This is a genomic window from Buttiauxella sp. A111 (genome assembly GCF_014189855.1).
Classification (GTDB): Bacteria; Pseudomonadota; Gammaproteobacteria; order Enterobacterales; family Enterobacteriaceae; genus Buttiauxella; species Buttiauxella selenatireducens.
In genome coordinates this window covers 88,462-105,379 of sequence record NZ_BJFN01000006.1, presented here as the reverse complement: position 1 = coordinate 105,379, position 16,918 = coordinate 88,462, and the positions used below count along the sequence as shown (strand labels likewise).

The following is a 16,918-nucleotide window of genomic DNA, read 5'->3' as shown; positions in this document are numbered from 1 at the left end:
TAAGCAAAGCCAAAAACGAAGCGCCAAACAATACGACAAATAGCTGATTAGCTTGATGACTTCCAGGCTACCGCTCACTCTTCATCATATCGAAACTTATCTTTAACAAAATCGTCACATTCTATCGGCACCATGAGGCAACTTTTTTAAGGAGCCGAATGATGCAAACAATTATTCGCGTCAACAAACTGAGCAAAACCTTCAACCAACATCAGGCGCTGAATGCGGTTGATCTGGTTGTTAATGAAGGTGAGATGGTTGCTCTGCTGGGGCCGTCTGGTTCAGGCAAATCTACCCTCTTACGTCACCTGAGCGGCCTGATTACTTCCGATAAATCAGCAGACTGCCACGTTGAATTGCTCGGCCGCACCGTACAAAAAGCGGGTCGCCTGGCAAGTGACATACGCAAAAGCCGCGCCCACACCGGCTACATCTTCCAGCAGTTCAACCTGGTGAATCGCCTGACGGTACTGGAAAACGTACTGATTGGCGCGCTCGGTTCCACGCCGTTCTGGCGTACCTGTTTTAACTGGTTTACCCGCGAGCAGAAACAACGCGCATTGCAGGCACTGACCCGTGTCGGCATGGCGCAGTTTGCGTATCAGCGCGTCTCCACCCTGTCCGGTGGGCAGCAGCAGCGCGTGGCAATTGCCCGTGCGCTGATGCAGCAGGCGAAAGTGATTCTGGCCGATGAGCCGATTGCCTCCCTCGACCCGGAATCTGCACGCATAGTGATGGAAACCCTGCACGACATTAACCGTCTGGACGGCATCACCGTGGTGGTGACGCTGCATCAGGTGGACTACGCCCTGCGCTATTGCGAACGCATTGTCGCACTGCGCCAGGGTCATGTGTTTTACGACGGAAGCAGCTCAGCGTTCGACAACGAACGGCTGGGAAATCTTTACCGCAGTATGAATCGCGTCGACGCGGTCGCTGCTTAATACTTTTATCCACCTTCAGGAATAAGTCAGCCATGAGCTACAAAGCCGCTAAAGCCCTTGTCTTTACCAGCCTGTTAAGCGTCAGCACCCTGTTCAGCGCAGCTCATGCGGATGAACAAGAGAAAGCGCTGAACTTCGGCATTATCTCGACAGAATCGCAGCAAAACCTGAAACCACAGTGGGACCCGTTCCTCAAGGATATGGAGAAGAAACTGGGCGTGAAAGTGAATGCTTTCTTCGCGCCGGACTACGCAGGGATCATCCAGGGGATGCGTTTTAACAAAGTGGATATCGCCTGGTACGGCAACCTTTCCGCGATGGAAGCGGTAGACCGCGCTAACGGGCAAGTATTTGCTCAGACCGTTGCGGCAGACGGTTCTCCGGGTTACTGGAGCGTGTTGATCGTCAACAAAGACAGTCCGATCAACAACCTGCAAGACATGCTGGCGAAGCGCAAAGAGCTGACTTTTGGCAACGGCGATCCTAACTCTACATCGGGTTATTTGGTCCCTGGGTATTACGTCTTCGCTAAGAACAACGCGGCTGCCAATGAATTTAAACGCTCCGTGAATGCCAACCACGAAACCAACGCCCTGGCCGTCGCCAACAAGCAAGTGGATGTCGCGACCAACAACACTGAAAACCTCGATCGTTTAAAGAAAACCGCACCTGAGAAATTCAAAGATCTGAAAGTCATCTGGAAATCCCCGTTGATCCCAGGTGATCCGATCGTGTGGCGTAAGAACCTGTCCGAAACCACCAAAGACAAAATTTACGACTTCTTTATGACTTACGGCAAAACCCCGGAAGAAGCGGCCGTGTTGAAAGGCCTGACATGGGCACCGTTCCGCCCATCCAGCGACCTGCAACTGGTGCCAATTCGCCAGCTTGCTCTGTTCAAACAGATGCAAGGCGTGAAGGACAACAAAGGGTTAGCCGAGCCGGAAAAAAACTCCAAAGTCACCGAGATTCAAAACCAGCTTAGTGATCTGGACCGCCTGACCGCCGCGCTTTCTGCGATGAGCAGTGTGAATAAAGCGGTTCAGTGATCGATTAGCCCTCACCCCGACCCTCTCCCCCAGGAGAGGGGGAAACTACTCGGTCAGCCCCCTCTCCCTCAGGGAGAGGGTTAGGGTGAGGGTGGTTTTCAAAGGGTGAGGGCGTCCGAACTCATACGATTAACGGAGCACCACATGCAACAAACCATTCAAGTCGCCGCACCCAAACGTAGCTGGTTCTCGCTACTCAGCTGGGCGATTTTGCTGGCGGTACTCGTTGCCTCCTGGCAAGGCGCGGAAATGGCCCCGCTCACCTTGTTCCGCGATGCGGGCAATATGGCGACCTTCGCCGCCGACTTCTTCCCACCTGATTTCAGCCAGTGGCAGCAATACCTCAGCGAAATGGGCGTCACGCTGCAAATCGCCGTCTGGGGTACCGCACTTTCCATCGTCCTTTCCATACCTTGTGGACTGATGTGCGCCGACAACCTGGTGCCATGGTGGGTTTACCAACCGATGCGCCGCCTGATGGACGCCTGCCGCGCCATCAACGAAATGGTGTTCGCGATGTTATTCGTGGTCGCCGTCGGCCTGGGCCCACTCGCAGGTGTTTTAGCACTGTTTATCCACACTACCGGCGTGCTCTCGAAACTGCTTTCTGAAGCGGTGGAAGCCATCGAACCCGGCCCGGTTGAAGGCATTCGCGCCACCGGTGCCAACAAACTTGAAGAGATCATTTACGGCGTGCTGCCACAAGTGATGCCACTGCTTATCTCCTACTCGCTCTACCGCTTCGAGTCGAATGTCCGCTCGGCAACGGTGGTCGGCATGGTGGGCGCAGGCGGGATTGGCGTAACACTTTGGGAAGCGATTCGTGGATTCCAGTTCCAGCAAACCTGCGCGCTGATGATTGTCATCATCATCACCGTCAGCCTGCTGGATTTCCTGTCGCAACGACTGCGTAAGCACTTTATTTAACGAGGCTTTGTTGACGATGCACTTATCCAGACATCCGACCAGTTACCCGACGCGTTATCAGGAAATCGCCGCCCTGCTCGAACAGGAGCTGCGTAAAAACTACCGCTGTGGCGACTACCTGCCAGCCGAAAGCCAACTGGCGGCACGTTTTGAGGTGAATCGCCACACGCTGCGCCGCGCCATCGACCAGTTAGTCGAAAAGGGCTGGGTACAGCGCCGCCAGGGAATCGGCGTGCTGGTGTTGATGCGTCCGTTCGATTACCCGCTGAACGCGCAGGCTCGTTTTAGCCAGAACCTGCTCGACCAGGGAAGCCACCCCACCAGCGAGCGCTTACTCGCCGTATTGCGCCCGGCCTCAAGCCATGTGGCTGACGCGCTGGGCATCACCGAAGGTGAGAACATTATTCATCTGCGCACATTGCGCCGCGTTAACGGCATCGCGGTGTGCCTGATTGACCACTACTTTGCCGACCTTTCCTGGTGGCCCACGCTGCAACACTTCAACAGCGGTTCGCTACACGACGTTATCCAGGCACAGCTCGGTATCAGCCTTAAACGCACTCAAACACGCATCAGCGCACGCCGCGCTCAGGCCAAAGAAAGCCGCCTGCTGGAAATCCCCAATATGGCGCCGCTGCTCTGCGTACGCACCCTTAACCACCGTGAAGGCCACGCCAGACCTGCGGAATACTCCGTCAGTCTGACCCGTGCCGACATGATTGAATTCACCATGGAGCACTAAATGGACGCACCGCATTTTGATGTCGCACAGCGCCAGCAGTGGATGGCCGTGCTCGCCCACAGCCAGCCACAAGAACTGGCAGCACTTTGGGCAGAACAAAAACTGAATCCTGAATATCAGGTTATCCGCCAACCCGAAACTGGGCTGGTACAGATTCAGGCGCGGATGGGCGCAACCGGGCAACGCTTTTTTGCCGGTGATACCACGCTAACCCGCGCCGTCGTGCAGCTTGCCAATGGCACTTACGGTTACAGCTATTCATTAGGGCGCAATAAAACCCACGCTGAACTTTGCGCAGTCATCGACGCGCTGATGCAGGAAAAAGTTCGATTTCGGACTTTGCAGGAAACCTTAATTGCGCCGCTGGTAGCAAACCGCGAACAGCGCCTGGCCGCACGCCGCACACAAATTAATAGCAGCCGAGTCGACTTCTTCACTCTGGTTCGCGGAGATAACGCATGACCCTGATGACCGCTTTTAACCTACCCGTGCAGGATGCCCAACAGAGTTTCCGTCGTCTGCTCAAAGCGATGAGCGAACCGGGCGTGATCGTCGCCCTGCATTCGCTGCAACATGGCTGGAAACCGTTGAATGTCGCCTCCACCAGCGTGCTGCTCACACTTGCCGACAACGACACGTCGGTATGGATTAGCGAGGCGTTAAGCAATGACGTAGCGCTGCAAAATGTCCGTTTTCATACAAATGCCCCTGTAACTCAAACACCAGAACATGCGCAGTTTGCCGTCGCCGATAGCACGATTACTGCCGAGCAACTCAACGCACTGGCGCAAGGCACCGACGTCGCTCCCGACACCAGCGCGACACTGATTTTGCAAGTGCCAAGCCTGAGCGGTGGCCGCATGTTGCGCTTAACCGGTGCGGGTATTCGCGAAGAACGCATGATTGCCCCGCAGTTGCCGGACTGCGTGATTCACGAACTCACCGAGCGCCCGCACCCGTTCCCGCTGGGCATCGACTTAATCCTGACCTGCGGCGACCGCCTGCTGGCTATTCCTCGCACCACTCACGTGGAGGTGTGCTGATGTACGTCGCCGTCAAAGGGGGCGAAAAGGCGATTGCCGCCGCCCACGAACTCCAGGAACACAACCGCCGTGGCAGCCAAAACCTGGCTGAACTGAACGTCGCACAAATCGAACAGCAGTTAGGGCTGGCGGTTGACCGCGTGATGACCGAAGGCGGCATTGCCGACCGCGAACTGGCGGCACTTGCCATCAAACAGGCCAGCGGCGATATGGTCGAAGCCATCTTCCTGCTGCGCGCTTACCGCACCACGCTGCCGCGTCTGGCCGTAAGCGAACCGCTGAACACCGCCGATATGCGCTTAGAGCGCCGTATTTCCGCCGTCTACAAAGACGTGCCGGGCGGCCAGTTGCTCGGCCCGACTTACGATTACACCCACCGTCTGCTGGACTTCACCTTGCTGGCAAACGGCGAAACGCCACAGCTTAAAAAGGATGACGACAACGCAGAGCCCGCACCGCATGTTTTCAGCCTGCTGGAAAAACAGGGGCTGGCAAAAGCCGAAGAAGACAACGGCGAACAGCCTGATGACATCACCCGCCAGCCGCCGGTTTATCCGTGCTCACGCTCCTCGCGCCTGCAACAACTGGTGCGCGGCGACGAAGGTTATTTGCTGGCACTCGCCTACTCCACCCAACGCGGTTACGGGCGCAACCACCCGTTCGCGGGGGAAATTCGCAGCGGTTATGTGGATCTGGAAATCACGCCGGAAGAGCTGGGTTTTGCGGTGAACATCGGCGAACTGCTGATAACCGAGTGCGAAATGGTGAACGGCTTTGTGGCACCAGAGAACGAAGATCCACACTTCACCCGTGGCTACGGGCTGGTGTTTGGCATGAGCGAACGCAAAGCGATGGCGATGGCGCTGGTTGACCGCGCCCTGCAAGCCCCGGACTACGACGAAACCGTCGCTGGCCCCGCGCAGGATGAAGAGTTCGTGCTGGCCCATGCCGATAACGTCGAAGCCGCTGGCTTTGTCTCGCATCTGAAACTGCCGCACTACGTCGATTTCCAGGCCGAACTGGAACTGCTGAACCGTCTGATTAAGGAGCGCGCAAATGGCTAATTTAAGCGGCTACAACTTTGCTTATCTTGATGAACAAACCAAGCGCACCCTGCGCCGCGCCATCCTGAAAGCGGTCGCCATTCCGGGTTATCAGGTGCCGTTTGGCGGGCGTGAAATGCCGATGCCCTACGGCTGGGGAACCGGCGGCATTCAAATTACCGCCAGTGTGATTGGTGAAAACGACGTGCTGAAGGTGATTGATCAGGGCGCAGACGACACCACCAATGCGGTGTCGATTCGCAACTTCTTCAAGCGCGTGACCAACGTTGCCACTACCGAATCTACCGCCGACGCCACGCTGATTCAGACGCGCCACCGCATCCCGGAAACGCCGCTGACTGAAGATCAGATCCTGATTTATCAGGTGCCGATCCCTGAGCCGCTGCGCTTTATCGAACCGCGTGAAACCGAAACCCGCACCATGCACGCGCTGGAAGAGTACGGCGTGATGCAAGTGAAATTGTACGAAGACATCGCCCGTTTCGGCCACATCGCCACCACTTACGCCTACCCGGTGAAAGTGAACCAGCGCTACGTGATGGACCCGTCACCAATTCCGAAATTCGACAACCCGAAAATGGACATGATGCCCGCGCTGCAACTGTTCGGTGCCGGGCGTGAAAAACGCATCTACGCGGTGCCCCCGTATACCCGCGTCGAAAGTCTCGATTTTGACGACCATCCGTTCACCGTTCAGGAATGGGAAGAACCGTGCGCCATCTGCGGCTCTCACCAAAGTTACCTGGATGAAGTGGTGCTCGACGATGCGGGCAACCGCATGTTCGTCTGCTCCGATACCGATTTCTGCCGCCAGAACAGCGAGGCCGCAAGCCAATGACTCAACCCTTACTTTCCGTCAACAATCTGACGCACCTTTATGCACCCGGCAAAGGCTTCAGCGACGTTTCATTCGAGCTTTATCCCGGCGAAGTGCTGGGGATTGTGGGCGAATCTGGCTCTGGCAAAACCACGCTGCTGAAATCGATCTCGGCGCGCCTGGCACCGCAAAACGGCGAAGTGGTTTACCTGGATTCGTCGCTGTACGGCATGAGCGAAGGCGAGCGCCGCCGCTTACTGCGCACCGAATGGGGCGTGGTTCACCAACACGCGATGGACGGCCTGCGCCGCCACGTTTCGGCAGGCGGCAATATCGGCGAGCGTTTAATGGCAACCGGTGCGCGCCATTACGGTGACATTCGGGCCACCGCCCAGCGCTGGTTAGAGGAAGTGGAAATCCCGGCCTCGCGTATCGACGACTTGCCAACGACATTTTCTGGCGGCATGCAGCAACGCCTGCAAATCGCACGCAACCTGGTGACGCACCCGAAGCTGGTGTTTATGGATGAGCCAACCGGTGGGCTGGACGTTTCGGTACAGGCGCGTTTGCTCGATTTATTACGCGGCCTGGTGCGCGAGCTGAACCTGGCGGTGGTGATTGTGACTCACGATTTGGGCGTGGCGCGTTTGCTGGCTGACCGCCTGCTGGTGATGAAGCAGGGGCAAGTCGTGGAAAGTGGCCTGACTGATCGCGTACTCGACGACCCGCACCACCCGTATACCCAACTGCTTGTTTCTTCCGTCCTTCAGAATTAGGTGCACACGATGACCAGATTACGGGTTGAAAACCTGAGCAAAACCTTTGTGTTACACCACCAGCACGGCATTCGTCTGCCGGTGCTGTCGAACGCCTCGCTTGAAGTGAAAGGTGGAGAATGCGTCGTGCTACACGGCCACTCCGGCAGCGGAAAATCCACGCTTTTACGCTCGCTGTACGCCAACTATTTGCCGGATGTTGGGCATATCTGGGTCAAGCATAACGAGCAGTGGCTGGATATTGTGCAAGCTCCGGCGCGTGACGTGCTGGCAGTGCGCCGTCAGACCATCGGCTGGGTCAGCCAATTCTTGCGCGTTATCCCGCGTATTTCAGCGCTTGAAGTGGTGATGCAGCCACTGCTGGATTTAGGCGTATCGCGTGACGTCTGTGAAGACAAAGCCTCCATGTTACTCACCCGTCTGAACGTGCCGGAGCGCCTGTGGAACCTCGCTCCGTCCACGTTTTCCGGCGGCGAACAACAGCGTGTGAATATCGCCCGTGGCTTTATCGTTGATTACCCCATTTTGCTGCTGGATGAACCGACTGCCTCGCTGGATGCGAAAAATAGCGCGGCGGTCGTAGAGCTGATTCTGGAAGCCAAAGCACGAGGTGCTGCGGTAGTTGGGATATTCCACGACGAGGCCGTGCGTAATCAGGTCGCAGACAGACTGCACAATATGGCAACCCCGATGGCAGCAGTGGAGGCACAGCATGATTATCAATAACGTAAAATTAGTGCTGGAAAATGAAGTGGTGAGTGGGTCGCTGGAAGTGAGTGAAGGGGTGATTCGTAACTTTGCCGACAGCCCAAGTCAATTGCCACAAGCGCAAGACGGCGAAGGCGGCTGGTTGCTGCCAGGGCTTATCGAACTGCATACCGATAACCTCGATAAATTCTTCACCCCGCGCCCGAAAGTCGACTGGCCGGCGCATTCTGCGATGAGTAGCCACGACGCGATGATGGTCGCCAGCGGTATTACGACGGTGCTGGATGCCGTGGCGCTGGGCGATGTACGCGACGGCGGTGACCGTCTGGAAAACCTGGAGAAGATGATTAATGCGGTGTTGCACAGCCAGGCGCGTGGCATCAACCGCGCCGAGCACCGCCTGCATCTGCGTTGCGAACTGCCGCATCACACCACATTGCCGCTGTTTCAGCAGTTAATCCAACGTGATGGCGTGTCGCTGGTGTCATTGATGGACCACTCGCCGGGCCAGCGCCAGTTCGCAAATCGGGTCAAATATCGCGAATATTATCAGGGAAAATATTCACTGAGCGACGCCGATATGAATAGCTATGAAGCCGAGCAACTGGCTCTGGCCGAACGATGGTCGCAGCCTAATCGCGTGGCGATTGCCGCCGAGTGCCGCGAACGCAATATCGCCCTTGCCAGCCACGACGATGCAACTAAAGCGCACGTCGCAGAATCCCACGAACTGGGCAGCGTGATTGCCGAATTCCCCACCACGCTTGAAGCCGCACAGGCCTCACGCGAACATGGCTTGAGCGTACTCATGGGCGCGCCGAATATCGTGCGAGGCGGCTCGCATTCCGGCAACGTGGCAGCCCATCAACTGGCACAAGTCGGCCTGCTGGATATTCTCTCCTCGGATTATTATCCGGCCAGTTTGCTGGACGCGACTTTCCGCGTGGCGCAAGACGAAACCAACAGCATTACGTTGCCGCAAGCCGTCGCGCTGGTGACGCGTAACCCAGCCAAAGCGCTGAATCTGGCCGATCGCGGCATACTGGCAGAGGGTAAGCGTGCCGACATGGTACTGGCGCATCTTCATAACGATCACATCCACGTCGGCCATGTCTGGCGTCAGGGAATACGGGTGTTCTGATGAGCAAAATAGTCTGGTTGATGGGGCCGTCAGGCTCAGGAAAAGACAGCCTGCTGAGCGCGCTGCGCCAGCAGGAGAATAATCAACTGCTGGTGGCTCACCGTTACATCACTCGCGCCGCCGACGCGGGCTGTGAAAATCACGTCGCGCTGAGTGAAAAGGAGTTCACCCAGCGCCAGCAGCAAGGTTTGTTCGCTTTGTACTGGCAAGCGCACCACCAACGTTATGGCGTCGGCATTGAGTTGGATATCTGGCTCGAGTCTGGCTTCGATGTGGTGGTGAATGGCTCACGCCAGCATCTGGCGCAAGCGCGGGCGCGTTATGGCGAAGCACTGGTGCCGATTTGTCTGCATGTTTCGACCGATGTTTTGCGTAAGCGGCTCGAGCAACGCGGGCGCGAAAGCACACAGCAAATCGAGCAACGCCTGCAACGTGCGGCCTTCTATGCCCCGGATTTAGACGATTGTCTGGTACTTAATAACGATGGCAGCCTGGCGGAGGCTGTCTTATCGTTTATGCGTATGGTAGAAAGCCAGCGCAATACCAATATCGTCCATTTTTACAAAAAAGAGCCGCGCCATGTCTGACACTATTGAATTACGCCCTGCGACACTTGCCGACACCGATGCCGTTTACGCTTTGATTTGCGAGCTAAAGCAGGCCGAATTTAACCGCCAGGCGTTTAATGCTGGGTTTGCGGCAAACCTCGCAGATAGCCATTTGCATTACCAACTCGCGGTGCTTAACGGTGAAGTGGTCGGCATGATCGGTTTGCATATGCAGTTCCACCTGCATCATGTGAACTGGGTCGGTGAGATTCAGGAACTGGTGGTGATGCCGCAGGCACGCGGCTATGGCGTGGGCAGTAAATTATTGGCCTGGGCCGAAGATCATGCGCGTCTTAACGGCGCGGAACTGACCGAGCTTTCCACCAGCAAAAAGCGCCTCGATGCCCATCGATTCTACGAACGAGAAGGTTATCAACCAACGCATGTTCGCTTTACCAAACCGGTGGAGAACCCCTATGAGCCTGACACTCACGCTTAGCGGTACCGGCGGTGCACAACTGGTTCCTGCTTTTGGTTGCACTTGTGCGGCCTGCGAGCGGGCTCGCAAAAAACCGCAATATCGCCGCAAGCCTTGTAGCGCAGTGGTGAAGTTCAACGATGCGGTGACGCTTCTGGATGCGGGCATTCCTGATTTGATGGACCACTGGCAGCCTGGCGAATTTCAGCAATTTTTACTGACGCATTACCATATGGATCACGTGCAGGGCCTGTTCCCGCTGCGTTGGGGCGTGGGCGAGAAGATCCCGGTTTATGGCCCCGCCGATGAACACGGCTGCGACGATCTGTTTAAACACCCCGGCATTCTGGATTTCAGCCACCGGCTTGAACCCTTTGTTGGGTTTACGCTGCAAGCGCTGCGCATCACGCCTCTGCCACTTAACCATTCAAAACTCACGCTCGGTTATCTGTTCGAAACGCCGCACAGCCGCGTGGCATGGTTAAGTGATACCGCCGGGTTGCCGGATAAGACGTTGAAGTTTCTGGCAAACAACAAGCCGCAGGTTATCGTGATTGATTGCAGCCACGAGCCGAGAGCGCAAACGCCTAACAACCATTGCGATCTGAATACCGTCGTTAAACTGAATGAATACATCGGCTGCCCGCGAGTGATCCTCACGCACATCAGCCATCAGTTTGATTGTTGGTTGATAGAGAACGAACTGCCAAAAGGGTATGAAGCTGGGTTTGATGGAATGGTGATTTGCGAGGCGTAGCATGAATTGAGAGCAGATGACGTAGCAACTCGCCACCCGCCCGAAACTCATCTCATACAAAAAACTTAACGATAATCCTCATCCAGGCGGCGTTCATCGTCTTCAAGCTGGCGACGTTGATTATCTAACTGGCGTTGCTGCTCATCCAACTGGCGACGCCGGTCTTCAAGCTGCCGCTGGCGATCCTCATACCGACGTCTTTCATTGTCGTTATTACGCGCGCGCGAATCATCCTCATACGAGTTATTGTCGTCATTGTTGCGGCCATTGTCAGGATGGTAGGCATCATTAAGTGCCTGCGAAATTGAGCTGACAATGGAATTATCAAACAGACCATCCAGCGCATCAGCACGGGCAAATGTTGCCATGGTCAGGCTGCCGAGCAGCAGTAAGGTGGAGTATCGATTCATAAGCCTGTCTGATGTCTGGTAACTCTGAAAACGATAGGGAAAGTCCCCGCATCTCAACAGCGGAGTATTCTCAATTCGTAGAACAACTCTTTTTCAGTGATACCAGGTGTCGATAATTTAATAACGTGTCATTGACGTTGATTCAACAGGTGACATGCGGAAAGAGGGGTAAAGTCAGCCCCTCTTTGCAGAGGGGCTTAGTCCTTGCTACAGGATGATCAATGAGGTGCATAACAATAAATGTGGCGGCTAAGTTGTGTTCCTAAACCCACCCACTTCCTCCTGGGATACTGGAAGGGGTCTTTCTATTAATGTCTTCTTCTGGACTCTGAGTCAATTGTTTGCGAGTGACCTTTTCATTGATTTGCAATGCAGCTTACGAATGTCTACTTCTGCGTAAAGATTGTGCCAGTTTTTGCTGATTAAAAGGTTTGCGCAGGAGCTCCACCTGGGGAAATTGCTGGCTGCTGCGGCGCAAATCCTGGCCGCTGATCAGCAAGCACGTGAGATGTGGATAGTTATCGCGAGCGTGTTGGATAACATCAGCGCCACTCATCGGCCCGGGTAACATCAGGTCGCTAATCAGAACCTGAATCTCCGGTACATCCTTGAGAAATTGCAGCGCCTGCTGGCTGTCGCCGGTTTCCAGCGTCAGATAGCCCAATTGATGTAACTGCTCACACAGCGTCTGGCGCACGTCGAGCTCATCTTCCAACACCAACACCAATTGATCTTCATCGGTATTCGCCGCCAGCGGCTCAGGCAAGGCTTCGCTGAGCGCTTGTGCGGGCGCTCGTGGGAGCTGCAAACGCACCAGCGTTCCTTGCCCAGGCGCACTTTCAATTTGTACTCGCCCCCCTGACTGGCGCACAAATCCATAGACCATCGATAAACCCAGACCACTTCCGCTGCCGGTCTGTTTGGTGGTGAAGAACGGCTCAAATACCTGGGCTTTGACCTCCTCTGACATACCATGACCACTGTCGATAACCTCCAGCGCCACCATGTCCTGTTTGCCCCCATCCGTGCGCACAACTCGCTGATTCCAGGTGCGGATCTTAATCGTGCCACTTTGCCCATCCATGGCATCCCGCGCATTCATCACCAGATTGATAATCGCATTCTCAAGTTGATTCACATCGATCCATGCAGGCCAGGCGGGATGCTGCGCTTCAATCTCAAGCGTCAGGGCTGCGGGGAGCGAGTGACGAATCAGTGGATCGAGATTTTCCAACAAGTTTTTCATCGAAACGGCGTGCGGATGCAGCGATTGCTTGCGAGAAAACGCCAGCAAACGCTGAGTGAGTTGCGCCCCCCGCTCAGCGGCTTTTAAGGCTCGCTGGATGCGTACTGCGTCGGGTGAATCCACCGATGTCAGCTCAAGGCTGCCGATAATCACCGCCAGCAGATTATTAAAATCATGCGCCAGGCCACCGGTTAACTGCCCTACCGCTTTCATTTTTTGGCTGTGAACCAGCGCTTCTTCCAGTGCTTTGCGCTCGGTACGCTCCAGTACGACGTTCACCATTCCGCGCCCCGGCACAGGGCTAAAACGCAACTCAATAGTGCGATTATCTGCCAGCCGCAGTTCTTGTGGTTTGGGTAGCGGGCGTGAGAGGTTTTCGAGAATATGCTCCTGCAAGGGCGTCACGTGTTTGAGCAGGCTTAAATAGTGTTGTCCGCGCTGTAGCCGCTCTGCTGGAAGCCCCAGCAACAACGGATATTGCGGGTTCCACACGACTAAGATCCCCTCGTTATCAAACAGGGCAAAACCGTCGCGCATCGCATGAAAAGTGGTTTCCAGTTGGGTGCTTTTTTCTTTGAGTAATTTAGAGGTGTGTTCAAGCGAGGCGGTATTACGTGCAAAAACGTTAAATGCTCGCGCCAGTTCGCCCAGTTCATCACGCCGCTGTAACGCAGGTACGCTGACATCCCTCTCGCCACGGGCCAGCCGCGTCATGGCATGGGAAATCGCCGTGAGATTTGAGCCAAGATTGCGGTAAATGTACCAGCCAGCAAAACCGGTGATCACCAGCGCCAGTAGGGCAAACAGACCGATAAAAGCAATCATCGATTGCAGCTCTTTATGGCTTTGGTCTGTACGGTTGAGCGACTCCTGCGCCACCTTTTGCACATACTGGTTGATGTCCTGATTCAGGAACGCCACTAGCGCTTTGATGTGATACATAAACCAGGCGATGCCTAGATCGCTGTTATCCAACGCCTGAGAAAGCGGCAGCAACTGACGCAAATGCGCCGTGAACTCCTGCAATATGCCATCAACCAGTGGCGAATCGGCATGGGTCGGAAGCTGTGTCATCACTTCAGTAAGCTGCACCACGGTGGCTTTTGGGGAAGGCGTTTGAATGGCGATCAGAATCAGCCGGTCCATTTCAGTTAACAGCCGGGCTTCGGGAACGTCTAATCCGTCCCGGGCATTAATATCCTGAATATGATGCAGATAACTTTGGTTCTGATACAGCGCACTGAGTAGCGCATTACGTTCCAGATGGCGGCGATGGCCGAGTTCCAGCATGCGTGTCACGCTGCTTTCCAGTTCGTTGCTCCGCTCGGTAATGCGTTTGACCAGCGCGGGTTCGTGGTGAGCTAAAGGCGCATTCGCCAGGTGATTAAGTGAGTTTTGCAACGCAAGCTGTGTTTGTTTCAAACGCTGCGCTTCACTTTGGTATTCCAGCGCACCAACCACCTGCGTGAGGCGCACCGCTGCCGTCGCCACATTCGCTGTATCCCGCGCCAGCTCCATGCTGCCAGACATGTCACTGAGCGTTTGTCCCTGAACCTGTTCTTGTAAACGGCTGGCGTGATTAAACCCCAGCACCGCCACGCCACACACCAACAATGTTACCGCCACCACCAGAAGGTTGAAGGACAACAGGCGTCCTCGGGCGCTTGCGAAGAACGGTGTGCGGGGTTGCGGCATGGTTGGCTCCGTGCTGATTTGGCTCCCTCGCTCTTTGCAAGGGAATGACCCGGCTTTCCCTTCGTCATAACAACCGAAAACAGAATCGCCTGATTCTCCAACCTATGTCTAGTATTCCTCCCAGCAGAAGTAAAGCACCCACACCTTAAATAAAGAGATGAATAAGCGAATCAGCCTCTCCTCTAAATTTAATGGGCGAAAAAAAACCGGAAGTGAATATTCCTTTCCGGTTTTGTTCGATGCTTTATATTCAGCGTTATTTTTTAGACTGCTAATGAATACCCAAACCCTTCAGGTTGCAGTCAACGTACCTGCAACCTGAAGGGCAGAGGGAATAAAATTACCAGTGGTAAGAATAACTCAACCCAACCTGCATACCGTCATTTTGGTAATCGGTAGTCTGGTAACCCACATTGCCACGCAGAGTGGAATTAGGGGTAATGTAGTAATTGACGCCAACTCGTGCATAAGGCTTAACGCTTTGGCTATCTCCACGATCGTAAATAGAGTCTGCGTCGTTTACATACTGAATCAGCCCAGTAAATGCATCACGCTTGTGATTAAGCTTAATATCAGCACCAATACCACCGTCTAATTCGATAGTTTCCGTGAGCTGATGATTCATATCAACGCCTAATTGAAGATCGAAGTTTTCATTCCCCATGCGCCCATAAGTGGCAGGGAAATTAATATTATCTTGTTCAGTGTAACCCGCACGATAAACATTATGATATTTCAGCGCAGCCAAAGGTGTGATGCGTGTTTGTTCACTGGCAACAATACCGTAGCTCGCGGTTAACTTCGCGTAGTAACCTTTAATCTTAGAATTTCCTTCACCTGCTTCAGTACCATATTGAGCGGCACGGGTGATATCCAGCCCTTGTTGCAGGAAGGCTGCGGAAATTTCTGAACTGAAACCAGCGTTATCTTTATTCTCCTGGTAACGCAACCATGTGCCCACACCAGGATGGTTGTTACCACTGGTTTTATAACCTTCGACCAGATTCGTGTTATTGGCTAAATTCAGGGATGCACCCATAGTCCAGTTTTCTGCCGGGAAGCGGAATGAACCAAACAGGCCCGTAGCAATACGGTTATTTTGGTGAACATTATCATACTGAGTAAATAAACCTACGCAGTAGTCGCTATCGCCCAGCTGGCAGCGACTTTCAGCCAGGTTGTATAGCGCGGTCTGATAAAGGTCGAGGATCCTGTAGCCATTTTCTGCCATTTTGTTGATTGACTGGCGCGTTTTATTGATATCAATAGGGTCTGATATTGAAGGCCCACGCGGTTCCGGCGGCGCAATTGGGTCAACTGGCGGCTGCGGAGCAACAGGGTCAACCGGTGTAGTTGGTTCAGCAGGGTCAACTGGCGTCAGCGGTTCAACAGGGTCCACGGGCCTGGACGGCTCAAGTGGCAGCATGTCCGGGGTATAATTTAATTTCCACAGCACCGCACTCGTTTCGCCATTGTTCGCCTCAACATAACCGGCAACGACTTTGCCATCATCAGAAATCGCCTCGGCACTGGTCTCGCCACCCTGTTGATTACCCAGAGGTTTGAGCTCATACATTTTTTTCGCGCTGGAGACATAGACAAATCCGCGCTCAGAATCATCTTCGTTCCACGAAGAACCGACAATAAATTCACCATCATGCGAGACGCCGGAAGCGGATGAATAACCGGTATTATCTTTTTTCAGAGTACCCAGATCTTTCATGCCTTCTGCATCAGTATGGCGAATGGCATGCATTTCATTCTGGTCATTTTCTGAATAACCAACAGTCACCAGCCCATTTGAAGAGACGGCATTAGCGCTTGATGCACCATCATTGGCTTTACGCAATGTCCCTAAAGAGACCATACCTTTAGCTTCGGTATATTTAAATGCCTGAGCTTCGTTATTAAATGTCGCTCTGCCAACAATAACATTGCCATCATAATTGACACCATTGGCGCTAGAAAAACCAGAATTGCTGTTAGATAAAAATGAAAGCCCTTGAGTTTCTGAGAAGCGATATGCGCGCTCGTCGGCTAAACCAACAATGGTGTTACCATCACCAGACACCGCAAGTGCAGAAACTTCCTTAAGGCCTTTATCTTTACCTACAATTTTTACGCTGTCCGTTTTCAGATTATAAATATAGGCTTCTGATTCATTGGATTGAACATCATTAAAATAACCGGTGGCGACCTCACCATTATCTGAAATACCGGTAACATAAACGTTACGGCCATCATTGTTTAATACTGAGATATCAATATCTTTCCCGTCTTTACGAATAAAGGAACGGTAAACATCATTAGATAGCTCATACGTACCACCGGTCACGCTACCATCGGATGATATGGCTGCAGCTTGTCCAACATCTTTTAAAACCGAGAGATCATAATCCATTTTCGCATGAGAAATGGAGACATTAGACACGGTCAAATACGCCAGTAATGACAATTTAAAATTGTTACGTTTATTTAATTTCATAATCTTATATATTATTTTTAGAAAATAGGTGCTCAGCATAGATATAATACTTATCTATACCCTATATAATTCGAGTTGCAGAACAAAA

General features: G+C 53.8%; 17 protein-coding genes. 14 read left to right on the top strand and 3 right to left on the bottom strand.

What is annotated here, in order from left to right:
* Positions 1–161 precede the first annotated feature (161 nt).
* From phnC to phnP, 14 genes are all read left to right on the top strand, one after another.
* Positions 162–944 (top strand): phosphonate ABC transporter ATP-binding protein, encoded by a 783-nt coding sequence (phnC, locus tag BSPA111_RS17605; RefSeq protein ID WP_183272692.1) that lies wholly within the window; start codon positions 162–164, stop codon positions 942–944.
* Between the two features lie 32 nt (positions 945–976).
* Entirely contained in the window at positions 977–1,993 is a 1,017-nt protein-coding gene (phnD, locus tag BSPA111_RS17600) for a phosphonate ABC transporter substrate-binding protein (RefSeq protein WP_183272454.1), read from the top strand.
* Positions 1,994–2,137: 144 nt separating this feature from the next.
* Complete coding sequence (gene phnE / locus BSPA111_RS17595) at positions 2,138–2,920, top strand: phosphonate ABC transporter, permease protein PhnE (RefSeq protein WP_183272453.1); 783 nt, start codon at positions 2,138–2,140, stop codon at positions 2,918–2,920.
* Positions 2,921–2,936: 16 nt separating this feature from the next.
* A complete protein-coding gene (gene phnF / locus BSPA111_RS17590) occupies positions 2,937–3,662 on the top strand; it encodes a phosphonate metabolism transcriptional regulator PhnF (protein WP_183272452.1) in 726 nt (241 codons plus the stop codon).
* A complete protein-coding gene (phnG, locus tag BSPA111_RS17585) occupies positions 3,663–4,124 on the top strand; it encodes a phosphonate C-P lyase system protein PhnG (protein ID WP_183272451.1) in 462 nt (153 codons plus the stop codon). It begins immediately after the preceding gene.
* Complete coding sequence (gene phnH / locus BSPA111_RS17580) at positions 4,121–4,705, top strand: phosphonate C-P lyase system protein PhnH (RefSeq protein WP_183272450.1); 585 nt, start codon at positions 4,121–4,123, stop codon at positions 4,703–4,705. The genes phnG and phnH overlap by 4 nt, the downstream gene beginning before the upstream one ends.
* Complete coding sequence (locus tag BSPA111_RS17575; RefSeq protein WP_183272449.1) at positions 4,705–5,769, top strand: carbon-phosphorus lyase complex subunit PhnI; 1,065 nt, start codon at positions 4,705–4,707, stop codon at positions 5,767–5,769. The genes phnH and BSPA111_RS17575 overlap by 1 nt, the downstream gene beginning before the upstream one ends.
* On the top strand, positions 5,762–6,607 hold the full coding sequence (locus BSPA111_RS17570; RefSeq protein ID WP_183272448.1) for an alpha-D-ribose 1-methylphosphonate 5-phosphate C-P-lyase PhnJ: 846 nt from the start codon (positions 5,762–5,764) through the stop codon (positions 6,605–6,607). The genes BSPA111_RS17575 and BSPA111_RS17570 overlap by 8 nt, the downstream gene beginning before the upstream one ends.
* On the top strand, positions 6,604–7,362 hold the full coding sequence (gene phnK / locus BSPA111_RS17565) for a phosphonate C-P lyase system protein PhnK (protein ID WP_183272447.1): 759 nt from the start codon (positions 6,604–6,606) through the stop codon (positions 7,360–7,362). Before BSPA111_RS17570 ends, phnK begins: the two co-directional genes overlap by 4 nt.
* Positions 7,363–7,371: 9 nt before the next feature.
* Positions 7,372–8,088, top strand: coding sequence for a phosphonate C-P lyase system protein PhnL (gene phnL / locus BSPA111_RS17560; protein ID WP_183272446.1), 717 nt, complete (start codon positions 7,372–7,374; stop codon positions 8,086–8,088).
* Complete coding sequence (gene phnM / locus BSPA111_RS17555) at positions 8,075–9,211, top strand: alpha-D-ribose 1-methylphosphonate 5-triphosphate diphosphatase (protein WP_183272445.1); 1,137 nt, start codon at positions 8,075–8,077, stop codon at positions 9,209–9,211. The genes phnL and phnM overlap by 14 nt, the downstream gene beginning before the upstream one ends.
* Entirely contained in the window at positions 9,208–9,798 is a 591-nt protein-coding gene (phnN, locus tag BSPA111_RS17550) for a ribose 1,5-bisphosphokinase (RefSeq protein WP_255459306.1), read from the top strand. The genes phnM and phnN overlap by 4 nt, the downstream gene beginning before the upstream one ends.
* Entirely contained in the window at positions 9,791–10,258 is a 468-nt protein-coding gene (phnO, locus tag BSPA111_RS17545; protein ID WP_183272443.1) for an aminoalkylphosphonate N-acetyltransferase, read from the top strand. Before phnN ends, phnO begins: the two co-directional genes overlap by 8 nt.
* On the top strand, positions 10,236–10,994 hold the full coding sequence (phnP, locus tag BSPA111_RS17540; RefSeq protein ID WP_183272442.1) for a phosphonate metabolism protein PhnP: 759 nt from the start codon (positions 10,236–10,238) through the stop codon (positions 10,992–10,994). Before phnO ends, phnP begins: the two co-directional genes overlap by 23 nt.
* A gap of 65 nt (positions 10,995–11,059) precedes the next feature.
* Here phnP and yjdP read toward each other — a convergent pair whose 3' ends face one another.
* The 3 genes from yjdP to BSPA111_RS22755 all read right to left on the bottom strand — a co-directional run bounded on the left by yjdP (position 11,060) and on the right by BSPA111_RS22755 (position 16,869).
* On the bottom strand, positions 11,060–11,404 hold the full coding sequence (yjdP, locus tag BSPA111_RS17535; protein ID WP_183272441.1) for a DDRRRQL repeat protein YjdP: 345 nt from the start codon (positions 11,402–11,404) through the stop codon (positions 11,060–11,062).
* Positions 11,405–11,780: 376 nt separating this feature from the next.
* Positions 11,781–14,345 carry an ATP-binding protein gene (locus BSPA111_RS17530; RefSeq protein ID WP_183272440.1) on the bottom strand — a complete coding sequence of 855 codons (2,565 nt, stop codon included), beginning with the start codon at positions 14,343–14,345 and terminating at the stop codon, positions 11,781–11,783.
* Between the two features lie 340 nt (positions 14,346–14,685).
* Positions 14,686–16,869: an autotransporter domain-containing protein gene (locus BSPA111_RS22755; protein WP_183272439.1), complete on the bottom strand. Its 2,184-nt coding sequence runs from the start codon at positions 16,867–16,869 to the stop codon at positions 14,686–14,688.
* Positions 16,870–16,918: the final 49 nt, after the last annotated feature.

Bases quoted from the DNA above. Each gene is read 5' to 3' on its own strand.
- phnC (WP_183272692.1), top strand. From the start codon at position 162: ATGCAAACAATTATTCGCGTCAACAAACTGAGCAAAACCTTCAACCAA.
- phnD (WP_183272454.1), top strand. From the start codon at position 977: ATGAGCTACAAAGCCGCTAAAGCCCTTGTCTTTACCAGCCTGTTAAGC.
- phnE (WP_183272453.1), top strand. From the start codon at position 2,138: ATGCAACAAACCATTCAAGTCGCCGCACCCAAACGTAGCTGGTTCTCG.
- phnF (WP_183272452.1), top strand. From the start codon at position 2,937: ATGCACTTATCCAGACATCCGACCAGTTACCCGACGCGTTATCAGGAA.
- phnG (WP_183272451.1), top strand. From the start codon at position 3,663: ATGGACGCACCGCATTTTGATGTCGCACAGCGCCAGCAGTGGATGGCC.
- phnH (WP_183272450.1), top strand. From the start codon at position 4,121: ATGACCCTGATGACCGCTTTTAACCTACCCGTGCAGGATGCCCAACAG.
- BSPA111_RS17575 (WP_183272449.1), top strand. From the start codon at position 4,705: ATGTACGTCGCCGTCAAAGGGGGCGAAAAGGCGATTGCCGCCGCCCAC.
- BSPA111_RS17570 (WP_183272448.1), top strand. From the start codon at position 5,762: ATGGCTAATTTAAGCGGCTACAACTTTGCTTATCTTGATGAACAAACC.
- phnK (WP_183272447.1), top strand. From the start codon at position 6,604: ATGACTCAACCCTTACTTTCCGTCAACAATCTGACGCACCTTTATGCA.
- phnL (WP_183272446.1), top strand. From the start codon at position 7,372: ATGACCAGATTACGGGTTGAAAACCTGAGCAAAACCTTTGTGTTACAC.
- phnM (WP_183272445.1), top strand. From the start codon at position 8,075: ATGATTATCAATAACGTAAAATTAGTGCTGGAAAATGAAGTGGTGAGT.
- phnO (WP_183272443.1), top strand. From the start codon at position 9,791: ATGTCTGACACTATTGAATTACGCCCTGCGACACTTGCCGACACCGAT.
- phnP (WP_183272442.1), top strand. From the start codon at position 10,236: ATGAGCCTGACACTCACGCTTAGCGGTACCGGCGGTGCACAACTGGTT.
- yjdP (WP_183272441.1), bottom strand. From the start codon at position 11,404: ATGAATCGATACTCCACCTTACTGCTGCTCGGCAGCCTGACCATGGCA.
- BSPA111_RS17530 (WP_183272440.1), bottom strand. From the start codon at position 14,345: ATGCCGCAACCCCGCACACCGTTCTTCGCAAGCGCCCGAGGACGCCTG.
- BSPA111_RS22755 (WP_183272439.1), bottom strand. From the start codon at position 16,869: ATGCTGAGCACCTATTTTCTAAAAATAATATATAAGATTATGAAATTA.